Here is a 21,442-nt window from a genome sequence, read left to right as displayed (position 1 = left end):
TTAAAACTTCAGGAGCGTATTCTCGATGTCCAGCCAGCATGAACTGCCTTCCTACCTCACTCCATCCGGCATAGGCGCATGGGGTGTCTATCTCGAACAAATCGATCGTGTTACGCCGTATCTCGGTTCGCTTGCGCGCTGGGTGGAAACGCTCAAGCGACCCAAGCGCATCTTGATCGTCGACGTGCCGATAGAACGTGACAATGGCACGGTAGCGCATTTTGAAGGTTATCGCGTACAGCACAATACTTCGCGTGGTCCCGGCAAGGGCGGTGTACGTTTTCATCAAGATGTCACGCTGTCGGAAGTGATGGCCTTATCTGCGTGGATGACCGTCAAGAACGCTGCGGTGAACGTGCCTTACGGCGGTGCCAAAGGCGGCATACGCGTCGATCCTAAAACACTGTCGAAAGCTGAGTTGGAGCGCATGACGCGGCGCTACACCAGCGAGATCAATATCATCATCGGCCCCAACAAGGATATTCCAGCACCAGACGTCAACACCAATGAGCAAATCATGGCATGGATGATGGACACCTATTCGATGAATCAGGGCAGTACCGCATCGGGTGTGGTGACCGGCAAGCCGATTTCATTGGGCGGTAGTCTGGGACGGCACGATGCAACCGGTCGTGGAGTCTTTGTGGTTGGTTGCGAAGTGGCGGCCAAGCGCGGTCTGGATATACAGGGGGCGCGAATTGCGGTGCAAGGCCTGGGTAATGTCGGTGGTGTTGCTGCCAGGCTTTTCTTTGAAGCTGGTGCGAAGATCGTGGCGGTGCAAGATCATGCATCCACCGTGGTGCGTGCGAGTGGCCTCGATATCGTGGCATTGCAGGCCTATGTTACGAAAAACGGTAGCGTAGCGGGTTTTCCCGATGCGGATGAATTGCAGGATGCCGCCCAATTCTGGGCGCTGGATTGCGACATTCTGGTGCCGGCTGCACTAGAACAGCAAATCAACGAAAGCAATGCGCATCAGATCAAGGCTTCCATCGTGCTGGAAGGCGCGAATGGTCCGACCACGCCAGAGGCCGATGATATCCTGCACGACAGAGGTATATTGGTCGTGCCGGATGTGATTGCCAATGCGGGCGGTGTGACGGTCAGTTACTTTGAATGGGTACAGGATTTTTCCAGTTTCTTCTGGACTGAAGATGAAATCAATTCACGTCTGACGCGTATCATGCGTGAAGCATTTGCTGCCGTGTGGGCCTTGGCAGAAGAGAAGAAAGTGTCGCTGCGTACGGCGGCATTTATTGTTGGCTGTACGCGCGTATTACAGGCGCGTGAAATGCGTGGCTTGTATCCATAGATAGAAATCATTGAAAATACGCACTAGATTTTTGCCTTTGCAGGAATAAAAATGAGCTGGCCTGAAATTTGCCAGATACGTTTCAAAATATTGACGACACGTTTTGAGGGGACACCATGAATTTGAAGACCTTACTTGCAATCACACTCGGTGCAGGAACCTTGGTAGCAGCAGTGCCTGCAGTGCACGCACAAGAATTGACCGGGACGCTGAAAAAAATCAAGGAAACGAATTCCATCACGATAGGCTATCGCGAGTCGTCGATTCCATTTTCATTTCTTGATGACAAGCAACAACCGATAGGCTATGCAGTTGATCTGTGCATGAAGATAGTCGATACGGTCAAAGCAGATTTGAAGTTGCCTAAGCTCCAGGTTGTGATGCAACCAGTGACGTCCAGCAATCGTATTCCACTGTTGCGCAACGGCACTATCGATCTGGAGTGTGGCTCGACCACCAATTCCAAAGTGCGGCAGGAGCAGGTTTCTTTCGGTCCGAATTACTTCGTGATCAATGTCACGGCAGCGGTGAAAAAGACTTCCAACATCAATACGCTGGCCGACCTCAACGGCAAGACGATCTCTACTACTTCGGGTACTACCTCGGTGCCGCTGTTGAAGGGTTACAAGAAAACCGAGAACGTCCAGGTGAAAGAAATCTACGGCAAAGATCATGCAGAAGCCTTCTTGCTGATGGCGGATGACAGAGCGGTTGCCTTTGTCATGGATAACGTTTTGCTGGCTGGGCAAATTGCCAACTCCAAACGTCCAGGCGACTACAAGATATTGCCAGAGTCCTTGAGCGAAGAGCCGTACAGCATGATGTTGCGCAAGGATGATCCGCAATTCAAAGCCTTGGTTGATAAGTCGATAGTTGCAGTCATGAAGTCGGGCGAGATCAACAAGATTTACGCTAAATGGTTTACCAGCCCGATTCCGCCTAAAGGAATGAATTTGAATTTCCCGATGACGCAGCCGATACAGGATGCATTCAAAAATCCTAGCGACAAAGGCGTGTAAGCGCATGACGATCTTGCGGTCTGCATTGATCTAAGGGAGCAGCGATGGATCTAAGCATATTTCTGGAGCAGGTTCCTGATGGCGATGGCACATGGGCAGAGAGTTTGTTGTCGGGGCTATGGTGGACCCTGGCGGTGGCTTTCTTTGCATGGATATTCGCCTTCGTGGTCGGCTCGATCGTCGGCGTGGCGCGTACCAGCGAGAAGCGCTGGCTGGTACGTCTAGGCGGTGCTTACGTTGAATTGTTCCGCAATATTCCCTTGCTGGTGCAATTCTTCGTTTGGTATTTCGTCGTGCCGGGTTTGGTGCCTGCGGTGAAAGCCTGGGTCATCACGCTTGACCCTACCGAGCATCAATTCGTCACGGCGGTTGTCTGTCTCGGTTTCTTCACATCATCGCGGATTGCAGAACAAGTGCGTTCAGGCATTCAAGCCTTGCCGCGTGGTCAGCGTTATGCGGGCTATGCCTTGGGTTTGACGACCATGCAAACCTATCGCTTCGTACTGTTGCCGATGGCGTATCGCATCATCATTCCGCCGCTGACATCCGAGTTGATGAACCTGATCAAAAATACTGCAGTTGCGTATTCGATCGGATTAGTTGAACTGTTCTTCCGCACACGTGAAATGGGCGAGATGACTTTCCGTTATTTCGAAGCCTTCGGTGCTGCGACCTTGATCTACGTGATTATCGCGATGACGGCTAATCGCGTGATGGCCTTGATCGAGCGGCGTGTTGCTATCCCGGGTTATATCGCGGGAGGTAAACATGGGTGATCTCGATTTTGAAATCATCACGCGCACCTGGCCTTATCTATTGACGGGTTTGCAGTACACCTTGCAATTGACGGTGGTGGCGACAATCGGCGGTGTGATATTCGGCACGGTATTGGCGATGGCGCGCTTGTCGCGTTTCAAGACGCTGTCGCTGATTGCTGCTGCGTATGTGAATTTGATGCGTTCGGTTCCATTGCTGTTGGTGATCTTCTGGTTCTATTTTCTGATGCCTATCATCTTGCAAAAGATCACGGGATCGGAGCGACCAGTCCAGCTCGGTGCGGATCGTTCTGCTTACATCACCTTCATCTTGTTTGAAGCCGCTTACTTCTGCGAAATCATGCGCGCCGGGATACAGAGTATTTCCAAAGGACAGGTGAACGCCGGTTACGCGCTGGGATTCACTTATGGGCAATCGATGCAACTGGTCGTGTTGCCGCAAGCCTTCCGCAATATGTTGCCGATCTTGCTGACACAAACCATTGTGCTGTTCCAGGATGTGTCGCTGGTATCGCTGCTGAATGTGACCGACTTTGTCGGTGCATCAGTCAAGGTTGCGCAGCGTGATAGTCGCGTAGTTGAGATGTATCTGTTTGTTGCCGTCGTTTATTTTGTGCTGAGCTTCGCACTGTCGATGGCTGTCAAACAGTTGCAAAAACGGTTTGCCATCATTCGATAAGGATAAGAACATGATTGAATTGGAAAACGTGAACAAGTGGTACGGGGCTTTTCAAGTGCTGACCGATTGCACGACGCAAGTCGCCAAGGGTGATGTGGTTGTGGTGTGTGGCCCATCTGGTTCCGGTAAGTCAACACTGATCAAAACCGTGAACGGGCTGGAGCCTTTTCAGCAGGGAAAAATCACCGTAGATGGTATTTCGGTTGGCGATCCAAAGACCAATTTATCCAGCTTGCGTTCGCGCATCGGTATGGTGTTCCAGAATTTTGAATTATTCCCGCACCTATCGATTAGTGAAAACCTGACACTGGCACAAGTCAAAGTATTGAAGCGTAGTTTGCCGGATGCGACTGAACGCGGTTTGAAATATCTGGATCGCGTCGGCCTAATCGCGCAGAAGGATAAATTCCCTGGTCAGTTGTCTGGTGGTCAGCAACAACGTGTGGCGATTGCGCGTGCCTTGTCTATGGATCCGATTGCGATGTTGTTCGATGAACCAACTTCTGCGCTCGATCCAGAGATGATCAATGAAGTGCTGGATGTCATGGTCGGCCTGGCGCAAGATGGCATGACCATGATGGTGGTGACGCATGAAATGGGCTTTGCGAAGAAAGTGGCAAATCGCGTGATCTTCATGGACAAGGGTTTGATAGTTGAAGATTGTACAAAAGATGAATTTTTTGGCACGACGCGCTCGGATCGTGCACGTGACTTTTTGGCCAAGATTATTCATTGACCTGTCTTTTTGGCATTACTCAGCCGTCTCGTTTAAAAGCCGAGGCGGCTTTTTTATTGGGTGAACGGGTAAAATAGCGGCAATCTCCAGAAAGAGCCGCCATGACTACGAAATCTGCATCGAATCGCCCTTCCAGCATCACCATTACCCGTCCTGACGATTGGCATCTGCATTTGCGCGATGGCGCAACGATCGCCTCCGTCTTGCCTGATACCGCGCGCCAATTTGCCCGCGCCATCGTCATGCCCAACCTCAAGCCGCCGGTTACCACGACTGCGCAAGCTGTCGCTTATCGCGATCGCATTCTGGCAGCCTTGCCGAGCGGCATGCAGTTCGAGCCCTTGATGACCTTGTACCTGACCAACAATACGCCACCGGAAGAAATACAGCGCGCAAAAGAGAGTGGTGTCGTACATGCTGTGAAGTTGTATCCAGCTGGTGCAACGACCAATTCAGATGCCGGTGTCAGCGATTTGGCCAAATGCTATAAAACTTTGGAAATGATGCAAAAGGTTGGTATGCCGTTCTTGGTGCATGGCGAAGTTACCGATCCAGAGATTGATATTTTTGACCGTGAAGCGGTGTTTATCGATCGCGTGATGAAGCCATTGCGTCGCGATATGCCTGAGTTGAAGGTGGTGTTCGAACACATCACCACCAAGGATGCCGCGCAGTACGTGGCAGAAGCAGACGGTCATGTCGCTGCAACAATTACCGCGCATCACTTGCTGTACAACCGTAACGAACTCTTCAAGGGCGGTATTCGTCCACACTATTACTGCTTGCCGGTATTGAAGCGTGAAATACATCGTCAAGCCTTGGTCGCAGCAGCGATCTCCGGCAGCAATAAATTCTTCCTCGGTACCGATTCGGCACCGCATGCTAAAGGCTTGAAGGAACATGCTTGCGGTTGTGCGGGTTGCTATACCGCACTGCACGCGATGGAGTTGTACACGCAGGCATTCGATCAAGCCGACGCGCTGGACAAACTAGAGCAGTTTGCCAGCTTTAATGGCCCAGACTTCTACAAGCTGCCGCGCAATACCGGCACCATCACTTTGCAACGCGAAGAATGGCAAGTGCCGACTGAACTCCCGCTGGGCAATGCAACGTTGGTGCCTTTGAATGGCGGCGAGACGATAGGCTGGAAGTTCGTCTGACAAATTGTCTGAATCACAAGCCGTTTCAAGTATTGCGATTCAACTTTGAATTTCTGCACAGCGATTAATCGATGAAGCCATCATTTCTGGATAGCATCGATTGGTCGCGCCCCTGGCTGGCCTGCGTACGTACTGCCGGTATGTCTATCGCAGAAGCCAGTGATTGGCGTCAGGAGTTGAATCGGCGCGCATCCGGCATGGGTTTGCACAATCATCGCGAGTTGCCGATTCGTTTTGTGCCGCAAGCCGATTTGCCGCCTGATACCGCGTATGAAACCTTCATCAGCAATACCGGCAATGTCCCTACACGCGACAATCTGCACGATTTTTTCAATGCCTTGGTCTGGCTGACTTTCCCACAAATAAAAATTCAATTGAATGCCTTGCAAGCGCGAGAAATTGAGCGCTCGGCGGCAGAGCAGGCGATTGCACCACGTGGCAAGTTGCGTGATGCGGCCACGATATTTGATGAGAATGCTGCACTGTTAATTACATCGAATCACGATCTGGTACGCGCCTTACGCGCGCATGAATGGGGGGATGTGTTCCTCACGCGGCGCGCAGATTTCCTGCAAGAGTGCGCAGTGTTTTTATTTGGTCATGCCTTGATGGAAAAACTGGTGGCGCCGTACAAGGCAATTACGGGGCATGCGTGGATAGTGGCGCTGGAGTGTCCTGCATCTGATCTTGCGCTGGAAGAGCAGTGTCGTTGGGTCGATACGACGGTGGCTTTGCAGCTGGTGAATGGTTTGAGTACAGCTGATTTCTCACCATTGCCTGTGTTGGGTGTGCCGGGTTGGTGGCCTGAACAGGATGCAGAATTTTATGGTGATAAAACTGTTTTCCGACCGAAGCGCAGAATGTAATTATTACTTTTTGCTTCGGTCGGAAAACCATGCCATGCATGGCATTCCTTATTACTTCATGACTTAATTACTCGACGTACTTGCGGCAATAGCAGGCTCTGTCTCCGCCTTCTTTTCCTTGTCGGCACGATTCCACCATCCGCCACCCAAAGCCTGGAACAGCGCAGCGGTATCTCCCAAACGCGTGGCACGTGCTTGTGCAACGTTCAGGGCTGCTTGCCGGTATCCCTGTTCTGCCGTGATCAATGTAAGGCGGTCGACGTAGCCGCGCGCATGTTGCCTTTGAGTCAGATCCAATGTGGTTTTCGTCGTATCTGCGACATCTGCTGCGAGCTTGAATGATTCGGCATCGGCATGAATCGCATGCAAGGTATCGGCCACATTCTGGAACGAAGTGATGACGGTTTCCTTGTATTGTGCAGCAGCTTGCTTGTATGACTCTTCTGCCGCACGTTGACGATGACGCAGTACGCCACCATCGAACAATGGCATGGAAAGGTTGGCCGCTAACTCAAAGAAACGCCCAGAGCTCCAGAACATTTGGCTGAACTGATTGGCAGCACCACCCCAAGTCCCATCGATAGAAAACTGCGGCAAGCGATTGGCGAGTGCAACACCGATCTGGGCGCTGGCTGCACGCAATTGTTCTTCCGCAGCGCGCACATCAGGGCGCTGCTCAATTACTTGCGATGGCAGACTCAAAGGCAGATTTTCCGGCAATTGCAATGAAGCGAGATCGAAGGACTCAGGCAAATCGCTATCCTGCATGCCACCTGCAAGTGCACGCAGCAGATTGCGGGTTTGTTCAAACTGCTTCTGCAAAGGCGGCAATTGCTCTTTCGCTTGCTGCAATGTGGTTTGCTGCATGGAGAGATCGAGTCGTGATGCGTATCCAGCCTTCAATTGTCGCTGCACCAATTCCACTGATTGTGTATTGGATTCTATGATGCGATTGAGAATTGCAATTTGTTCACGCAGCAAGGCTTCTTGAATGGCGGCAGCTGTGACGTTGGACGCCAGAGTGATGTATGCGGCTTCGAGCTGAAGCTTCTGATACTTCGCTTCTGCTTCCAGACTTTCTACTTGTCTGCGGTTGCCACCAAATACGTCAGGTGTATATCCCACTGTCAGTTGCGTCGTGTGGAAGTTGTAGATGACGGGGCCGACGAATGGAGAAGATGACTTTTCGGTCGTGCTAATGTTGGTGCCATTGCCTTGCAGACCAGGCGAATTGCCACCTAAATTGCCAGCGATTTTGGTCCGTGCTGGCGAGTAACCGGCTTGTACTGTCGGGAAGAAAAAGCCGCGTTGTGCATAAACATTTTCTTGTGCGACACGTAGCGCAGCCTGAGCCGACTCGATAGTCGGATTGGCGGCGAAGGCTTTTTCAACCAATGCGTTTAATTGCGGTGAGCGAAACAGCGTCCACCAATCTGCCTGAATATCTTGCGACAAAACAAAATGTTGCGAATTGCCTCCCGGTACAGGCGAGGCAGTTGTTGCTGATGGCAATGGCTTAGGCGAAAAACCTTTTGACGGTGTCAATTCAGGTCTGCTGTAGTCGGGGCCGACAGCGCAACCGGCCAATAAACTAATGGCTGCTGCGATGACGATACGGCGCTGCATATGACCTGATTTTTGGCGTGCCGAAATGGACGGCATTGCTAGCTCAAATGTTCGATTCTTCATGTCGCTTACTCCTTGCTCACTGCAGGTGTTGGACCGGCAGGTGCATAGTCATCTTTTCTATCGCCAGTTTCGGAAAAGTTTCCGAACAAACGTATCGCGACAGGCAATATCAGCAACGTAAAGATCGTACCAGTGATGACGCCACCTACAATCACGCAGGCGAATGGACGTTGGGTTTCGCTGCCTATGCCGCGCGACAGCGCTGCTGGTAACAAGCCGAGACCGGCCATTAGTGCAGTCATCAAAATCGGTCGCAGACGAACCACGGCGCCTTGCACAATCGCTTGTGTGATCTCGGCACCTTCGCGTACCCGCAGTATGACTTCCTCGACCATGATGACGCCGTTCTGCACAGAAATACCCGCGACCGCAATGAAGCCGACAGCTGCAGATACTGACAAGTGCAGATCAGACAGACCCAATGCAGCCAGGCCACCGATCAGTGTGAACGGCACCATGCCGAGTACCAGACTTGCCAGACGCATGGAGCGGAAGGCCCAGAATAACAGAGAGAAGATCAGCAACACGGTCAATGGGATGATCACCATCAAACGTTTGGCCGCACGTTGTGAGTTTTCGAATTGGCCACCCCAAGTCAAGTCGTAGCCTGGTGGCAGTTTCACTTGTTCTGCTACGGCGCGCTGTGCTTCCTCGACGAAGCTACCTTGGTCGCGACCCAGCAGATTCATCTTCACGATGACACTACGCGAGCCAGCTTCACGCAAGATGCGCGAAGCACCTTGTTTAACTTCGATAGTGGCGACGTCGCTGAGGGCGATAGTGCCGGGGCCATTGCCGACTTGCGAACCGGGTATCGCGAGTTGCAGATTACCGATTGCATCAACGCTGTTACGGTTCTTTTCGCCTATACGTACGACGACATCGAAGCGTTTGTCTTCCTGGAAGAAACTGGTGACAGCCACGCCGGACATCGCTTGTGTTACCAGCGTGTTGACGTCGCCAACCGTGATGCCGTAGCGCGCCAGACGCATGCGATCTGGTGTGACGACGACTTCAGTTTGTCCACCTATGCGTGTGGCTTCAACGTCAGTTGCGCCGCGTATGCCTTGGACGACATCGACAACTTGTGATGCTTTATTTTCCAGTATGTCGAGATTGTTACCGCTGATCTTGGCAACAATTTCACCACGGAATCCTGACAGCGATTCTTCTACGTTGTCTTGAATAACTTGTGAGAAATTGGTCGTGATGCCGGGAATCGACGCCAGATTTGCGGACATATTCGCAACCAGAGCATCCTTGTCGGCGAAGCGCCATGTCTTGCGTGGTTTGAGGTCGACCAGGCTTTCCAGATTGTTCGGCCCCTTGGGGTCGGAGCCATCGTCAGGGCGGCCAGCTTGCGTGATGATGTGCGCGACCTCGGGATAAGCGATGAGTTTGGCGCGTACCAAACGCTCAACATCCTTGGTGGTTTCTAGCGAAGCAGAAGTGGGCAGCGTGATGGTCAACCAGATATTGCCTTCGTCCAGCTTGGGCATGAATTCACTGCCGAGGCGCGGAGCAAGCAGGAATGCAACGACGACAGGAATGGCAGAAATCCATAGTGTCTTCTTCGCATGCGTCATCGTGTATTCCAGCGCACGCTGATAGCGTTGTTGCAGCCAATCCAGCCAAGGCTTATGTTTCTCGGCCAGAGTGCGTCGTTGCAGCACATACGACAGCAAGGTCGGCACCAGCGTAAATGTCAGCAATACCGCGCCGAGTAGTGCGAACGTGAGTGTCAGTGCTACCGGAGTGAAGATCTTTCCTTCCACGCGCTGGAAGGTAAAGATAGGAACGAACGCCAGAATGATGATGGCCTTGGCGAACAGAACCGGATGCGACATATCCTTCATCGTGCGGTACAGAATGCTCAAGCGATGCGAGCGAGCATCAATCGGGTTTGCATCATGCACGGACTTGACGGCCAGACGTACCATCAAGGCTTCGACGATCACAACTGCGCTATCGATGATGATGCCGAAGTCGACTGCGCCAAGAGAAATCAAATTGGCGGAGACGCCACGTGCGTTCATCAGGATGAAGGCGAACAGTAGTGATAGCGGAATGACAGTAGCAACGATCAGCGCCGCAACCCAACTGGAAAGAAATATGACCAACACGGCGATGACCAGCAAGGCACCGATAATCAAATTTTCTGCCACGGTGGTGACAGTGTGACGTACGAGTTCGGTACGGTCATAGATCGGAATGATCTTCGCGCCTGCTGGCAGCCTAGGCTGCAGTTGTTCGATGCGCTGTTTTAACTCGGCATTGATCTTGGATGGATTGCCGCCCTTGGTCATCGAGACAATGCCTTCGACGATGCTGTCGCGGTGATCTGCTGCGACGATACCGAAGCGTGGGCGTTCACCTTCGCGTACCGTTGCAATGTCACCTACAGTGATTGCTCGCCCTTGGCGTGCTGCGACGACTACCTTGCGTATATCTTCGGTACTGTTGAACAAACCTGCGGAACGCACAACCAGTGATGCATCACCTTGACGCAGCAAGCCGCCACCAGCACTGCCGCTGCCATTGTTGACGGCCTGACTGAGCTGATCCAGCGTGATTTGATACTTGCGTAGTGCGAGCGGATCAACCTCGATCTGATATTCCTTGATTGCACCGCCGAAGCTGACGACGTCGGCAACACCTGGCGTCATGCGTAGAACCGGACGGATAGTCCAATCTTGCAGCGTGCGGATTTCGGTGTCGGATAGTCCGGGGGCTTCAATGGTGTAGCGATATACCTCACCAACGGCGGTCGATAGCGGCGCAAGTTCCGGCTGTACACCTGTTGGCAACGTTACTGTCGCCAGTTTTTCCGTCACTTGCTGGCGCGCGAAATAATTGTCTGTGTCCTCGGCAAAAGTGAGGGTAACGATAGACAAGCCAGTCATGGTGACCGAGCGCACGTTAGTGAGTCGTGGAATGCCAGCCATCTCGCGTTCGATCGGCAAGGTGACAGAGCGCTCCATATCTTCCGGTGCTTGTCCGGGCAATTGCGAGATGACGCGTACTTGCACGTCTTGTACATCGGGGAAAGCTTCGATCGGCAAGTTCGATAATGCATAACCACCAAAACCGATTAATGCGCCAACCAGTACAAAGACAAACATTCGCTGCGTCATCGCGAAGACGATGAGTCGATCAATCATGACTATCGCTCGCGCTCATTTCTGCATCCAGCAATAACGCGCCTTTGACGACGATACGTTCTGCTCCTTGAAGCCCTTCGCCGACGTAGCTGATATCGCTACCTTGGGTCAGTAACTTGACCTTGCGTCGCTGAAACTCTCCGGGCGCCGTCTGTACAAAGACAAAGGTATAGATGCCGCGAGTGACGATGGCGTTATTCGGTACAGGCACGCCGCTACCGCTGTCTTGCAGTACGGAGGCGCGTACGAACATTTCCGGCAACAGTTTTGCTCCAGGATTATCCAGGCGGGCGCGTACTGTGGCGCGGCGTGTATTTGGATCAACGGCTTGGCTAAGCTGCACGATCTTCGCGTTGAAACGTTCGTTAGGATAAGCATCGCTCTCGACAGAAACGGTGCTGCCCAGTTTGATGCGACCTAGTAATTTTTCCGGCAGATCTATCATCAACCATAGACGTTTGGGATCTGTGACAACAAATAATGGAGAGGACATTCCCGGGCTGACTTCCAAAGCTGGTGTCGCGGTACGTTCTGTAACAACGCCGTTCATTGGGCTAACGAGGCTGATGCGTTGGCCGCGTATGGCGAGTCCGTTTGGATTCAGATTCTTCAGGCGCAATTCGGCACGTGCTGTTTCTGCTTTTGCCTGCGTATAGTCTGCTTGTGCACTTTCCAGATCTTTGAGTGCAATGGCTTCGCCTTGTGCCAAATCCTTGGCGCGTTCGAGAACGGTATGTTTGTGTTCTTCATCGGCGCGTGCCTTGCTGATATCAGCGTAGACGGTACCGACATCGGGAGAGTCGATTTCTGCAAGTACTTGGCCAGCTTTGACGACATCGCCCGGTGCTGCTTTCAGCGCGACGATACGTCCGGAAATGCTGACACCGATACGCGCGGTGACGTCATCGTCGTAGACGAGATGCGCACTTAATTGATCAGTTAAGGGTACCGGTGACGCTGGAATGCTTTGCGATTGCAGCATGACCAATTGTGGTGCAGTGCTTGAATAGCGCAAAGTGTCGCTTCCATTCTTGATGGCGGACACTGCTGCCTTGGCTTCTTGTACTTCCGGTGCTGGCAGTTCTTTGTCCTTGCTGTCGCAACCCGCCATGCCTACAACTAAACCTGCTCCCAATGCTGCCGCTATCGTTATTCTTCTAAACTGTTGCATGTCTCTTCATCCTTTGATTCGCGTGTGTACACGGTCTTTTGTTCTCTCTGTTTTTTGTAGGCAGAAAGACGCAGCGTATATGCAGTGAATCTTACGGGAGTGTCAGAAAAGCGGTATTACCATTTGGTAACGTGTTGGAGGGCGGATACATCCGCCATTTCCAGAGAATCGGGGTTTGTTACGCAGGGTGGGGCGCTAGTGTCATACGGACAATGAGTCCTGGTGATGCGTCAGAAAATTCAAGATTTCCACCATGCAGGCGCGCAATTGCCAGAACGCTGGCCAAGCCCAAGCCATAGCCAGGACGGCTACGATCCAAGCGGTAAAAATGAGTGCCTATACGTGATAACTCGGCTGCCGGGATGCCTATGCCATTGTCGCGTACGGTGATAGAGGTACCATGTGCGTCTTGTGCTGTTCGTACTTCCACAATCGCGGCTTCGCCTGCGTATTTCAGTGCATTGTCGACCAGATTGGCGATTGCACTGGCAAGCAGGTCGCGGTCTCCATTGGTTATCGGTTCGGCATCAAAAATGGCCGATAAATGTATGGATTTTTCTTCGGCGACTGGCTCATAAAATTCCAGCACATCAGCCACGACCTCGTTCAGTGAAACTGGCGTAAAAATCTGGCGTCGCGTACCCGATTCGACTTCGGCGAGGTTCAACAACTTATCGAACATTACGCTCAATTCTTCAATTTCCTGCAAGGCGAACTGCAATGCCTCATCGCGCGCCTGCGCGCCCTCACGCTCGCTTTTCCGCAGGCGCAGCAGGATGCGGGTCATCGGTGTACGCAAATTGTGTGCAATGGTGTTGGAGATGTGACGTACACCATCCATCAGGCGTTGTTGTTGATCCAACATGCTGTTGATATCGCGGCTGAGGCGAGAAAATTCATCTTCCTGCTGAAAAATGGGAATACGTTGGCTCAGATCGCCCGCTTCAATGTGCGTCACAATCTGCTGTATCCCGCTCACGCGCCGCCTAAGTTCGCGACGGAATAGCAAGGCACCAACGATGGACATCAGCAAGCCGATCAAGCCTGCGATCAGGCTGGCGCGATCAAATAGCCGTTCGATTTCCAGTTGTTGATTGATATCACTGCCGACGACCAGCTTGCTGTCGTCCGAGAGGCGTTGTATGTACATGCGGCCGATGGCTTCGTGGCCGTTACGCATGATACGTGCCTCTACCATGCCTTCCTTATTTTTGTATTTATGCGGGATGGCAGGAATGTTGCCGATGACCTTTTCGCCATACGGATTAACCAGCAGGTAAATTTCTGTATCCGAATAGACGCCATCCCGCAAAATATCCTTGATTTGCTGCGCCAGAGCCGCTTCACCATGCTCGGAAAAAGTATTTTCCAAACGGTGAGAGTTGGAGGCAATGTGACGGTCGATACGGCTTTGCAGCACATTGACGGTCTGTGTGTAGAAAATGGCAAGCAACACCAGCATGGAGAGCACCAGCAGCGCGCTATAGTTAAACGCCATGCGAAAGGCGACAGAGCCCCACAGCTTGAAGCTGTTTATTTTCATGAGGTCGATTTCGAGATGTTTTTCTGTATAGCAGTATCGTCGACGTGCTCCACTTGCGGATTGGCCGACATGATGTAACCAAGATTGCGGCGCGTGTGGATCAACGGTACGGCAAATCCTTTATCGATCTTGTTGCGTAGACGGCTGATGTGGGCGTCAATCACATTGGTTTGCGGATCGAATTGATAATTCCATACCGCCTCCAGCAACATAGTGCGAGTCATGACTTGGCCTTCGTGCGTCATCATGTAAACCAGCAAACGAAATTCACGTGGCTGCAAGGTGAGCGGCTTTCCGCTGCGCTCTACGCTGCGACTCAGTAGATTCACTTTCAGATCTGCCATGCGAAGTTCACGTATGACGTCGCCCGGCTGCGTCCATCGGACCAGGGCTTCGACGCGTGCGGCAAGTTCGGAGAAGGCAAAGGGTTTGGTTAGATAATCGTTACAACCTGCCTGTAAGCCACGTACGCGCTCATCGATCGCCGACAGAGCGCTCAAGATAAGCACAGGAGTGCGTTTTCCCATTTCGCGTATTTTCGCCAGAATGGAAAGGCCATCAACGCCTTGCGGCAAGATGCGATCCAGAATGATGACGTCCCAGTGCTCGTTAACTGCGCGTGCGATACCATCGGCGCCATCTGAACAGACGGTGGCATCGTAGCCTATCTCTTTCAAGCCTTTGGCGATGTAGCGCGCGTTATGCGTATCGTCTTCAATAATCAGACAGCGGTGCATCTGGTCTCCGGGCATGGTGTTTTGATTGGATTGCTCTTCGTAGACTGGATTCTACGATGGATAGACCGAATTGTTGCGCCGGTCAGAATGATGTGAGTTGTTTGAATAGCGAGAAGGCAATAAAAAAGGCACCCGAAGGTGCCTTTTTCTTTCGTACAGTTCAAACCAAGCAGGCTAGGCCTGCCGGGAATTAGAACTTGTGACGGATACCGACGTTGAATGCCGATGGATCGCTGCCGTTAGCTGCTGATGTACCCAGTTTGACGTTAGCATCGTTCGATGTTTTCGAGTAACCAGTGTACAGGTTGGTACGCTTCGACAGATCGTACGAGTACGAAATAGCGAATTTCTTGGTGTCAGCATTGGTTGCGCCAGCTGTTCTTGTGTCGTTGACCGAATACGACGCGAAAATGGTGCCTGGACCAACTGGTGCGCTTACGCCCAGCAAGTAGTTGCGGTATTTTGCATCAGTTGCGCCAACAGTTGCCGAATCAACTTTAGTGTCTGCAAATGCGCCGTGCAGTTTAACTACGCCGAAGTCGTAAGTTGCGCCCAGCAAATTGATTTTGGTTTTGCTGATTGGTTGCAGAGCAGGTGCGCCGTTGCCAGGTGCGGCGATGCCGGTGCCTGTCGCGTCAGCATTGTGGTATGCGTACTGAACGTTCAATGGACCATTTGCGTAGCCCAAGCCGAGGCCGAAAGAGCTGTTAGCGCTGGTCGAACCAACGTTTTCGCCGAACGAATATGCTGTGTTTGCTTTGAAGCCGGCATACGAATTCGATGTGTATTTAACCGAGTTCGAAATACGGCCCAGATCGCCAGACAGCGCGCCATTGAAGAAAATAGCGCTGATTGGAGCAATACCGCCGCCATCACCGAACGGATCGATTTGGTCGTATGCATCTTTGATTACGGAAGTTTGACGACCCAACAGAACGGTACCAAACGATGCGCTTTGCAGACCAACAGTTGCGAAACGGTTAAAACCACCCGAGTTACCTGTGCCAGCTGCAAATGCTGCGCCAGTGTCAGCTGCGATTGTGGATTCTAATTGGAACAATGCTTTCAAGCCATTGCCCAGATCTTCTGTGCCTTTGAAACCGATACGGCTAGCCGATTGGCCGCCGGAGTTGATGCCATTGACGCGGGAGTTACCTGTTGCGCCGGTGTCGGTGCTGCTGAATCCCAAGTCAACGATACCGTAGACGGTAACGGACGATTGTGCCGATGCAGCACCTGCAAACGCGCCCAAAACGGCTAATGCCAGAAGCGATTTTTTCATTTAAATGTTCCTCAAATGTTGTTGTAAATATACACACTCGCTAGGCAAGTGGTACATGAAGTCCTGCGGAGCTGCCTGTCTTGCCTAGTTCAGATGGCAAGACGACGATTGATTGAAACAAAATACGCTGGCAGTGACAACCAAAATATCAAAAGCGCATGGGTGAAATGGCTTAAGTGACGTTTTTTCGCAACAAAGCGGTGCGCTTGAATCCCAAAATGAGGCGAGGGTGATTTGTCTTGATGCATGCAAAGTTATCTATTTTGCAATTTATCTGTTGGACTGTGATCGATTGAGATATCGATCTTGTGCAGATGGTTATATCCGTGAATATCATTGCTAAATTGATCTCTACAGATGTGCGTATCTTAAAACATGTGATTGATACCGATGGAAATGCCGGTCTGCAGCGTTTTCTTATTTGCTGTTAAAGAAGCAATGCCTCTCAACGACGCTTTATCGAATCCGGTGTAGATGTTGGTGTGTTTGGATAAAGCATAAGTTGCGCCGATGATCAGCAGATTGCGTCTGGCGATTTCGTTGCTTGCGGCTTCCAGCGTGGTTCTGTAGTAACCGGCGGTGAGGCTGATGATGGAGGTGAAATCGTAGTTCGCGCCTAGCCAGGTGTTTTTCGCTTGATTGGTGACGGCTGCTTTGGTTGTTGTTTCTAGATAACCGCCGGCAATGCGTAGCGCTCCGTCTTTATAGGCCGCGCCGAAGGTGAGCTGATCTTGGTCTCGGTAATCAGGTGTATTGCCGGAGGCGATATTCGGTTTTTGCAGGGTGTAGGCACCTCCGACTGTGAAAGCGCCAGTTGTATAGGCTAGGCCCATCGCTTTGGCTGCTGCGTTATTGCTGCTGCCGGCCACTTCACCCATTACGTACTCTGCGCTAGCTGTAAAACCGCCGAATTTGCCGAAATACTGGACGCCGTTACTAAAGCGAGGGCCATCTACTGTGCCAAATGGTCTAGTGATGCTACCGTCCATATTGCCCGCGACCGCACCCGCCAGCGGAATAATCTGAACGTAGCGATACTGGAAGGGCTCGTACAAATAAACAACTTTGCAGGCAACCGATGGTTGGCGGCCAAAGTCTATGGAGCCAAACGGTCCGGCTAGTCCCATGGATGAAATGCGGTTGAAGAAACGATTGTCCTTATTATCAAGCGCGCCGGTGCCGGTGTTGAAGCCCGTTTCGAAGTGATAATGAACATCCATGCCGCCGCCCAGATCTTCCCGGCCTTTAATCCCGATGCGATTGTTGTAATACTCGCCATTCGAACCCATCTTCAAAGTGCCGCCACCGTTCTTTGTGGTGTTGGTAACATTACGTATGCCTGCATCGATCGTGCCGTATATGTTGACCGTTGATTGATATGGGGCGTTGAAAGGCGTTTTGCGCGGCTGTTCGCTGTCGGTCTCGTCAGGCGTTTCCTTGAAAGTGCCGTAAATCGTCATGCTTGGTTCTGCGTAGGCAAGGCTGGCGAAACTACTGGTAAGAGCAAGTGCGAAATGCAGGGTCTTCATTGATTCAGTGGGTTTCTAGAATGTTATGTTGCGTGGGCTGGGATAAGGTCACGCAATCAAATTTTGTTTTGTATGGCTTGCTCGCACTTTGATAAGTGCTTGTTTTTTATTGCGAATAATGGAAATTGACGTCTCATTAAGCTTGATTGCGGCTAGGCTAAGCTAATTCCGGGCTATATCTTTTTGATATACGTTAATATTTTACAAATGACACATTTCCCTCGTTCTGGCGTGTCGTTCGCCTGCAACATTTTTGAGTTTTTGGATAGGTTACAAACGATATGGTTTTTTCTGATCGCTTGATTCAGCATTTTGATAGCGCTTTACGCGTGATGAGTGGTGTGTCGGTCGCCGAGCGGCCAAATCCTGCGGCGAAGGTTGCTGAAGGTGAGTTGGATAGTGCGAAGCGGCGCCATAGTGCTGGTTTGATGCGGGTGAATCATGTGGGCGAGGTGTGCGCACAAGCCTTGTATCAGGCGCAGGCGCAATTCGCGCGTAGCGAGGCCATCAAGCAGCAATTCCTGCTGGCTGGTCGTGAGGAAGAAGACCATCTTGCGTGGACGGCAGAGAGATTGCGGGAGCTGGGATCTCGTCCTAGTTTATTGAATCCCCTGTGGTATGCCGGCGCTTATGCCTTGGGTGCGGTTGCGGCGACGCTGGGTGACGCGCGGAGTCTTGGATTTGTCGTGGAAACCGAGCGCCAGGTCGAGGCGCATCTTAATCAGCATCTGGATAGCTTGCCGCCACAGGATGCCAAATCGCTGGCTATCGTCGCGCAGATGAGTGCAGATGAGGCGGCGCATGGTGCGGCGGCGCAAGCCTTGGGGGCGCAAATAGTGTCGCCTTTGGCGCAGAAGGGCATGCAAGCCATGTCCAAGGTCATGACGAGCACGGCTTATTATCTGTAAGTCTTATATATAGTTGGGTTTGATGTTGGTCGTGATCGTAGGGCTACGCAGGAAGAGAATGGCTCTCTTCCTGCGGCTTTATCGAAGCGACGTCAAAGTTAGGCAGCTACAGGCGCTGTGTCGTCCACGATCTCGAAAGAGTGCGTAATTTCTGCAGTCTTTTCCATCATGATGGACGCTGAGCAGTATTTGTCGTGTGACAACTTGATGGCACGTTCCACCACGTTGGCCTTCAGATTACGGCCCGTGACGGTGAAGTGGAAATGCACTTTGGTAAACACTTTAGGATCGGTTTCGGCACGTTCCGATTTGAGTGTGACTTCGCAGCCGCGCACATCTTGGCCGCTCTTGCGCAGAATGACGACCACGTCATAAGCAGTGCAGCCGCCGGTGCCCAGCAAGACAACTTCCATCGGGCGCGGCGCCAGATTGCGGCCGCCACCTTCAGGTGCGCCATCCATCGCGACTACATGGCCGGAGCCGGTTTCAGCTAAAAAAGTCATGCCGGACAAGCCGGTCCAGCGTACTGTGCATTCCATGGTGTTCTCGTAAAGTTGCAGGTTGATTTTGAGACATTGTAACTGCTCGCGACTGATTGAATAAGCACGAAAATTGTCGGATGCACCTGGATCTGATGACGTTTCGCTATCAATTGGACTGGATCGCAACGGTTTTGCGCCAAAATCATCACTTCAATCTGATTAAATTTGACGCTAAGTCCTTGAAAAGACTATAATCTGCGGTTCTTTCGTTTGCTCAGGAAGAGATAACAAGGCCGAGTACGCGGGCAATCAGCAGCAAGGCGCGCGTAACCACCATTTGAGCGATTTATTTAATTAGGAAGTCATCATGAAAACCTTCTCCGCTAAAGGACACGAAGTCCAGCGCGATTGGTTCGTGATTGACGCGACGGACAAAGTCCTCGGACGTGTTGCCAGCGAAGTGGCACTCCGACTGCGCGGCAAACACAAACCGGAATTTACCCCTCACGTCGATACAGGCGACTTCATTGTCGTCGTCAACGCAGGCAAACTGCGCGTGACCGGTACCAAAGCAACAGAAAAAACATACTATCGCCACACTGGTTACCCAGGCGGTATCTATGAAACGAACTTCAAGAAAATGCAAGAGCGTTTTCCAGGTCGTGCGCTTGAGAAAGCGGTCAAAGGCATGTTGCCTAAAGGCCCACTCGGCTACGCGATGATCAAGAAGCTCAAAGTGTACGCTGAGGCAACTCATCCGCACGCTGCGCAGCAACCTAAAGCACTTGAACTCTAAGGAATAGACATGATCGGTAACTACAATTACGGAACCGGCCGTCGCAAGAGTGCAGTGGCTCGCGTCTTCATCAAATCCGGCTCCGGCCAAATCGTCGTCAACGGCAAGCCAGCGAATGAATATTTTTCGCGCGAAACCGGTTTGATGGTGATTCGTCAGCCTTTGGAATTGACCAACAATGTTGAAACATTCGACATCATGGTTAACGTCAACGGTGGCGGTGAATCCGGCCAAGCGGGCGCTGTGCGTCACGGCATCACCCGTGCTCTGATCGACTACGATGCAACCTTGAAACCAGAACTGTCGAAAGCCGGTTTTGTTACTCGCGATGCACGTGAAGTTGAACGTAAAAAAGTCGGCCTGCGTAAAGCACGTCGCGCAAAACAGTTCTCCAAGCGTTAATCAGCGTTTTCAGAGCATCGAAAAGCCGCCCGGTTTACGCCTGGCGGCTTTTTTTATCTGGAGCCTCTGTTTGTAAAGTGCGTGTGAGTGCAAACGTTTGTGCTCCATCGCCTGTTAAAATAAAACGAAGTACATTTTGCTAGGAAGAAACATGATTAAGGTTGGCATCGTCGGCGGCACCGGTTATACAGGCGTGGAATTATTGCGCTTGTTGGCAACGCACCCGGAGGTTGAACTCACCGCTATTACTTCGCGTAAGGAAGATGGTTTGCCGGTGGCAGATATGTTCCCGTCATTGCGTGGGCGCGTGAATCTGGCTTTTTCATCACCGGAAAAAGCCAAGCTGACTGAATGTGATGTCGTCTTTTTTGCTACGCCGCACGGTGTGGCGATGGCGCAAGCGCCTGAGTTGCTGGCGGCTGGTGTCAAGGTCATTGATCTGGCGGCTGACTTCCGTTTGCAGGATATCGCTGCATTCGAGAAATGGTACAAAATTCCGCATACCTGCCCTGAGTTGCTGAAAGAAGCGGCTTACGGCTTGGTTGAATTGAATCGCGATGCGATCCGCAAGGCGCGCATCGTCGGCAATCCAGGTTGCTATCCAACCACGATGCAACTTGGCCTTGCACCTTTGTTGCAGGCCGGCGTCATTGATGCCTCGCATTTGATTGCGGACTGCAAATCCGGTGTCTCTGGTGCAGGTCGCAAGGCGGAAGTAGCGACGTTGTTCTCGGAGGCTGGCGACAACTTCAAAGCCTACGGCGTATCCGGCCACCGTCATTCGCCAGAAACGCTGGAGCGTCTGCGTTTGCTGACCAAGGAAAAGGTTGGCTTGTTGTTCACGCCACATCTGGTGCCTATGATCCGCGGCATGCATTCGACCTTGTATGCGCGTTTGACCAAGGATATCGATAACGCAGCGTTGCAGGCTCTGTTTGAAAAAGCTTACGGCAATGAGCCATTCATCGATGTGATGCCGTTTGGCTCGCATCCTGAAACACGCTCTACACGTGCATCGAATATGTTGCGTATTGCGTTACATCGTCCGGATAACGGCGATACCTTGGTCGTGCTGGTGGTGCAGGACAATCTGGTCAAAGGTGCATCTGGCCAGGCTGTGCAATGTATGAACCTCATGTTCGGTTTCGATGAAACCGCCGGTTTGATGCATATTCCGGTTCTGCCGTAATGATG

General features: G+C 51.9%; 19 protein-coding genes. 11 read left to right on the top strand and 8 right to left on the bottom strand.

Features of this window, described 5'->3' with window-relative positions:
- The first annotated feature begins 25 nt into the window (after positions 1 to 25).
- The 7 genes from BQ6873_RS10000 to BQ6873_RS09970 all read left to right on the top strand — a co-directional run bounded on the left by BQ6873_RS10000 (position 26) and on the right by BQ6873_RS09970 (position 6,548).
- A complete protein-coding gene (locus BQ6873_RS10000; protein WP_076592520.1) occupies positions 26 to 1,312 on the top strand; it encodes a Glu/Leu/Phe/Val family dehydrogenase in 1,287 nt (428 codons plus the stop codon).
- Positions 1,313 to 1,428: 116 nt separating this feature from the next.
- Positions 1,429 to 2,331 (top strand): amino acid ABC transporter substrate-binding protein, encoded by a 903-nt coding sequence (locus BQ6873_RS09995; RefSeq protein WP_076592519.1) that lies wholly within the window; start codon positions 1,429 to 1,431, stop codon positions 2,329 to 2,331.
- Positions 2,332 to 2,375: 44 nt separating this feature from the next.
- Positions 2,376 to 3,107, top strand: a complete 732-nt coding sequence (locus BQ6873_RS09990; protein WP_076592518.1) for an amino acid ABC transporter permease — start codon at positions 2,376 to 2,378, stop codon at positions 3,105 to 3,107.
- Positions 3,100 to 3,786 carry an amino acid ABC transporter permease gene (locus BQ6873_RS09985; RefSeq protein ID WP_076592517.1) on the top strand — a complete coding sequence of 229 codons (687 nt, stop codon included), beginning with the start codon at positions 3,100 to 3,102 and terminating at the stop codon, positions 3,784 to 3,786. Before BQ6873_RS09990 ends, BQ6873_RS09985 begins: the two co-directional genes overlap by 8 nt.
- Before the next feature lie 10 nt (positions 3,787 to 3,796).
- The gene (locus BQ6873_RS09980; protein ID WP_076592516.1) at positions 3,797 to 4,522 is read left to right on the top strand and encodes an amino acid ABC transporter ATP-binding protein; all 726 of its coding nucleotides are present in this window, start codon (positions 3,797 to 3,799) and stop codon (positions 4,520 to 4,522) included.
- 101 nt (positions 4,523 to 4,623) lie between these two features.
- A complete protein-coding gene (pyrC, locus tag BQ6873_RS09975; protein ID WP_076592515.1) occupies positions 4,624 to 5,682 on the top strand; it encodes a dihydroorotase in 1,059 nt (352 codons plus the stop codon).
- 71 nt (positions 5,683 to 5,753) lie between these two features.
- Positions 5,754 to 6,548 carry a DUF3025 domain-containing protein gene (locus BQ6873_RS09970; RefSeq protein ID WP_076592514.1) on the top strand — a complete coding sequence of 265 codons (795 nt, stop codon included), beginning with the start codon at positions 5,754 to 5,756 and terminating at the stop codon, positions 6,546 to 6,548.
- Positions 6,549 to 6,611: 63 nt separating this feature from the next.
- Here BQ6873_RS09970 and BQ6873_RS09965 read toward each other — a convergent pair whose 3' ends face one another.
- The 7 genes from BQ6873_RS09965 to BQ6873_RS09935 all read right to left on the bottom strand — a co-directional run bounded on the left by BQ6873_RS09965 (position 6,612) and on the right by BQ6873_RS09935 (position 17,660).
- Positions 6,612 to 8,237: an efflux transporter outer membrane subunit gene (locus tag BQ6873_RS09965; RefSeq protein ID WP_083664435.1), complete on the bottom strand. Its 1,626-nt coding sequence runs from the start codon at positions 8,235 to 8,237 to the stop codon at positions 6,612 to 6,614.
- A gap of 5 nt (positions 8,238 to 8,242) precedes the next feature.
- Positions 8,243 to 11,398 (bottom strand): efflux RND transporter permease subunit, encoded by a 3,156-nt coding sequence (locus BQ6873_RS09960; protein WP_076592512.1) that lies wholly within the window; start codon positions 11,396 to 11,398, stop codon positions 8,243 to 8,245.
- A complete protein-coding gene (locus BQ6873_RS09955) occupies positions 11,391 to 12,569 on the bottom strand; it encodes an efflux RND transporter periplasmic adaptor subunit (protein WP_076592511.1) in 1,179 nt (392 codons plus the stop codon). The genes BQ6873_RS09960 and BQ6873_RS09955 overlap by 8 nt, the downstream gene beginning before the upstream one ends.
- 178 nt (positions 12,570 to 12,747) lie before the next feature.
- Complete coding sequence (locus BQ6873_RS09950; RefSeq protein WP_231949316.1) at positions 12,748 to 14,112, bottom strand: sensor histidine kinase; 1,365 nt, start codon at positions 14,110 to 14,112, stop codon at positions 12,748 to 12,750.
- Entirely contained in the window at positions 14,109 to 14,849 is a 741-nt protein-coding gene (locus BQ6873_RS09945; protein WP_076592510.1) for a response regulator transcription factor, read from the bottom strand. The genes BQ6873_RS09950 and BQ6873_RS09945 overlap by 4 nt, the downstream gene beginning before the upstream one ends.
- A 190-nt stretch (positions 14,850 to 15,039) precedes the next feature.
- The gene (locus tag BQ6873_RS09940) at positions 15,040 to 16,131 is read right to left on the bottom strand and encodes a porin (protein ID WP_076592509.1); all 1,092 of its coding nucleotides are present in this window, start codon (positions 16,129 to 16,131) and stop codon (positions 15,040 to 15,042) included.
- Positions 16,132 to 16,499: 368 nt separating this feature from the next.
- Positions 16,500 to 17,660 carry a porin gene (locus BQ6873_RS09935; RefSeq protein ID WP_231949315.1) on the bottom strand — a complete coding sequence of 387 codons (1,161 nt, stop codon included), beginning with the start codon at positions 17,658 to 17,660 and terminating at the stop codon, positions 16,500 to 16,502.
- A 281-nt stretch (positions 17,661 to 17,941) separates the two neighbouring features.
- Between BQ6873_RS09935 and coq7 the strand changes: the two genes are divergently transcribed.
- A complete protein-coding gene (gene coq7, locus BQ6873_RS09930; protein ID WP_076592507.1) occupies positions 17,942 to 18,568 on the top strand; it encodes a 2-polyprenyl-3-methyl-6-methoxy-1,4-benzoquinone monooxygenase in 627 nt (208 codons plus the stop codon).
- A gap of 98 nt (positions 18,569 to 18,666) precedes the next feature.
- Here the strand turns inward: coq7 and BQ6873_RS09925 are convergent, their stop codons facing one another.
- A complete protein-coding gene (locus BQ6873_RS09925; RefSeq protein WP_076594056.1) occupies positions 18,667 to 19,107 on the bottom strand; it encodes an OsmC family protein in 441 nt (146 codons plus the stop codon).
- A 310-nt stretch (positions 19,108 to 19,417) separates the two neighbouring features.
- Between BQ6873_RS09925 and rplM the strand changes: the two genes are divergently transcribed.
- The 3 genes from rplM to argC all read left to right on the top strand — a co-directional run bounded on the left by rplM (position 19,418) and on the right by argC (position 21,437).
- Positions 19,418 to 19,846 (top strand): 50S ribosomal protein L13, encoded by a 429-nt coding sequence (gene rplM, locus BQ6873_RS09920; RefSeq protein ID WP_076592506.1) that lies wholly within the window; start codon positions 19,418 to 19,420, stop codon positions 19,844 to 19,846.
- Between the two features lie 9 nt (positions 19,847 to 19,855).
- Complete coding sequence (gene rpsI, locus BQ6873_RS09915; protein ID WP_011869816.1) at positions 19,856 to 20,248, top strand: 30S ribosomal protein S9; 393 nt, start codon at positions 19,856 to 19,858, stop codon at positions 20,246 to 20,248.
- Between the two features lie 151 nt (positions 20,249 to 20,399).
- Positions 20,400 to 21,437: an N-acetyl-gamma-glutamyl-phosphate reductase gene (argC, locus tag BQ6873_RS09910; RefSeq protein WP_076592505.1), complete on the top strand. Its 1,038-nt coding sequence runs from the start codon at positions 20,400 to 20,402 to the stop codon at positions 21,435 to 21,437.
- Positions 21,438 to 21,442 lie beyond the last annotated feature (5 nt).

Source organism: Herminiimonas arsenitoxidans, assembly GCF_900130075.1.
GTDB lineage: Bacteria > Pseudomonadota > Gammaproteobacteria > Burkholderiales > Burkholderiaceae_D > Oxalicibacterium > Oxalicibacterium arsenitoxidans.
This window is presented reverse-complemented; position numbering and strand designations above follow the sequence as displayed.

What these genes read in the sequence shown, in the direction of transcription:
- BQ6873_RS09965 (WP_083664435.1), bottom strand. Translation starts at nt 8,237, where the DNA reads ATGAAGAATCGAACATTTGAGCTAGCAATGCCGTCCATTTCGGCACGC.
- BQ6873_RS09980 (WP_076592516.1), top strand. Translation starts at nt 3,797, where the DNA reads ATGATTGAATTGGAAAACGTGAACAAGTGGTACGGGGCTTTTCAAGTG.
- rplM (WP_076592506.1), top strand. Translation starts at nt 19,418, where the DNA reads ATGAAAACCTTCTCCGCTAAAGGACACGAAGTCCAGCGCGATTGGTTC.
- BQ6873_RS09985 (WP_076592517.1), top strand. Translation starts at nt 3,100, where the DNA reads ATGGGTGATCTCGATTTTGAAATCATCACGCGCACCTGGCCTTATCTA.
- BQ6873_RS09955 (WP_076592511.1), bottom strand. Translation starts at nt 12,569, where the DNA reads ATGCAACAGTTTAGAAGAATAACGATAGCGGCAGCATTGGGAGCAGGT.
- BQ6873_RS09990 (WP_076592518.1), top strand. Translation starts at nt 2,376, where the DNA reads ATGGATCTAAGCATATTTCTGGAGCAGGTTCCTGATGGCGATGGCACA.
- BQ6873_RS09995 (WP_076592519.1), top strand. Translation starts at nt 1,429, where the DNA reads ATGAATTTGAAGACCTTACTTGCAATCACACTCGGTGCAGGAACCTTG.
- BQ6873_RS09960 (WP_076592512.1), bottom strand. Translation starts at nt 11,398, where the DNA reads ATGATTGATCGACTCATCGTCTTCGCGATGACGCAGCGAATGTTTGTC.
- BQ6873_RS09950 (WP_231949316.1), bottom strand. Translation starts at nt 14,112, where the DNA reads ATGAAAATAAACAGCTTCAAGCTGTGGGGCTCTGTCGCCTTTCGCATG.
- BQ6873_RS09925 (WP_076594056.1), bottom strand. Translation starts at nt 19,107, where the DNA reads ATGGAATGCACAGTACGCTGGACCGGCTTGTCCGGCATGACTTTTTTA.
- BQ6873_RS09940 (WP_076592509.1), bottom strand. Translation starts at nt 16,131, where the DNA reads ATGAAAAAATCGCTTCTGGCATTAGCCGTTTTGGGCGCGTTTGCAGGT.
- rpsI (WP_011869816.1), top strand. Translation starts at nt 19,856, where the DNA reads ATGATCGGTAACTACAATTACGGAACCGGCCGTCGCAAGAGTGCAGTG.
- pyrC (WP_076592515.1), top strand. Translation starts at nt 4,624, where the DNA reads ATGACTACGAAATCTGCATCGAATCGCCCTTCCAGCATCACCATTACC.
- coq7 (WP_076592507.1), top strand. Translation starts at nt 17,942, where the DNA reads ATGGTTTTTTCTGATCGCTTGATTCAGCATTTTGATAGCGCTTTACGC.
- BQ6873_RS09945 (WP_076592510.1), bottom strand. Translation starts at nt 14,849, where the DNA reads ATGCACCGCTGTCTGATTATTGAAGACGATACGCATAACGCGCGCTAC.
- BQ6873_RS10000 (WP_076592520.1), top strand. Translation starts at nt 26, where the DNA reads ATGTCCAGCCAGCATGAACTGCCTTCCTACCTCACTCCATCCGGCATA.
- argC (WP_076592505.1), top strand. Translation starts at nt 20,400, where the DNA reads ATGATTAAGGTTGGCATCGTCGGCGGCACCGGTTATACAGGCGTGGAA.
- BQ6873_RS09970 (WP_076592514.1), top strand. Translation starts at nt 5,754, where the DNA reads ATGAAGCCATCATTTCTGGATAGCATCGATTGGTCGCGCCCCTGGCTG.
- BQ6873_RS09935 (WP_231949315.1), bottom strand. Translation starts at nt 17,660, where the DNA reads ATGAAGACCCTGCATTTCGCACTTGCTCTTACCAGTAGTTTCGCCAGC.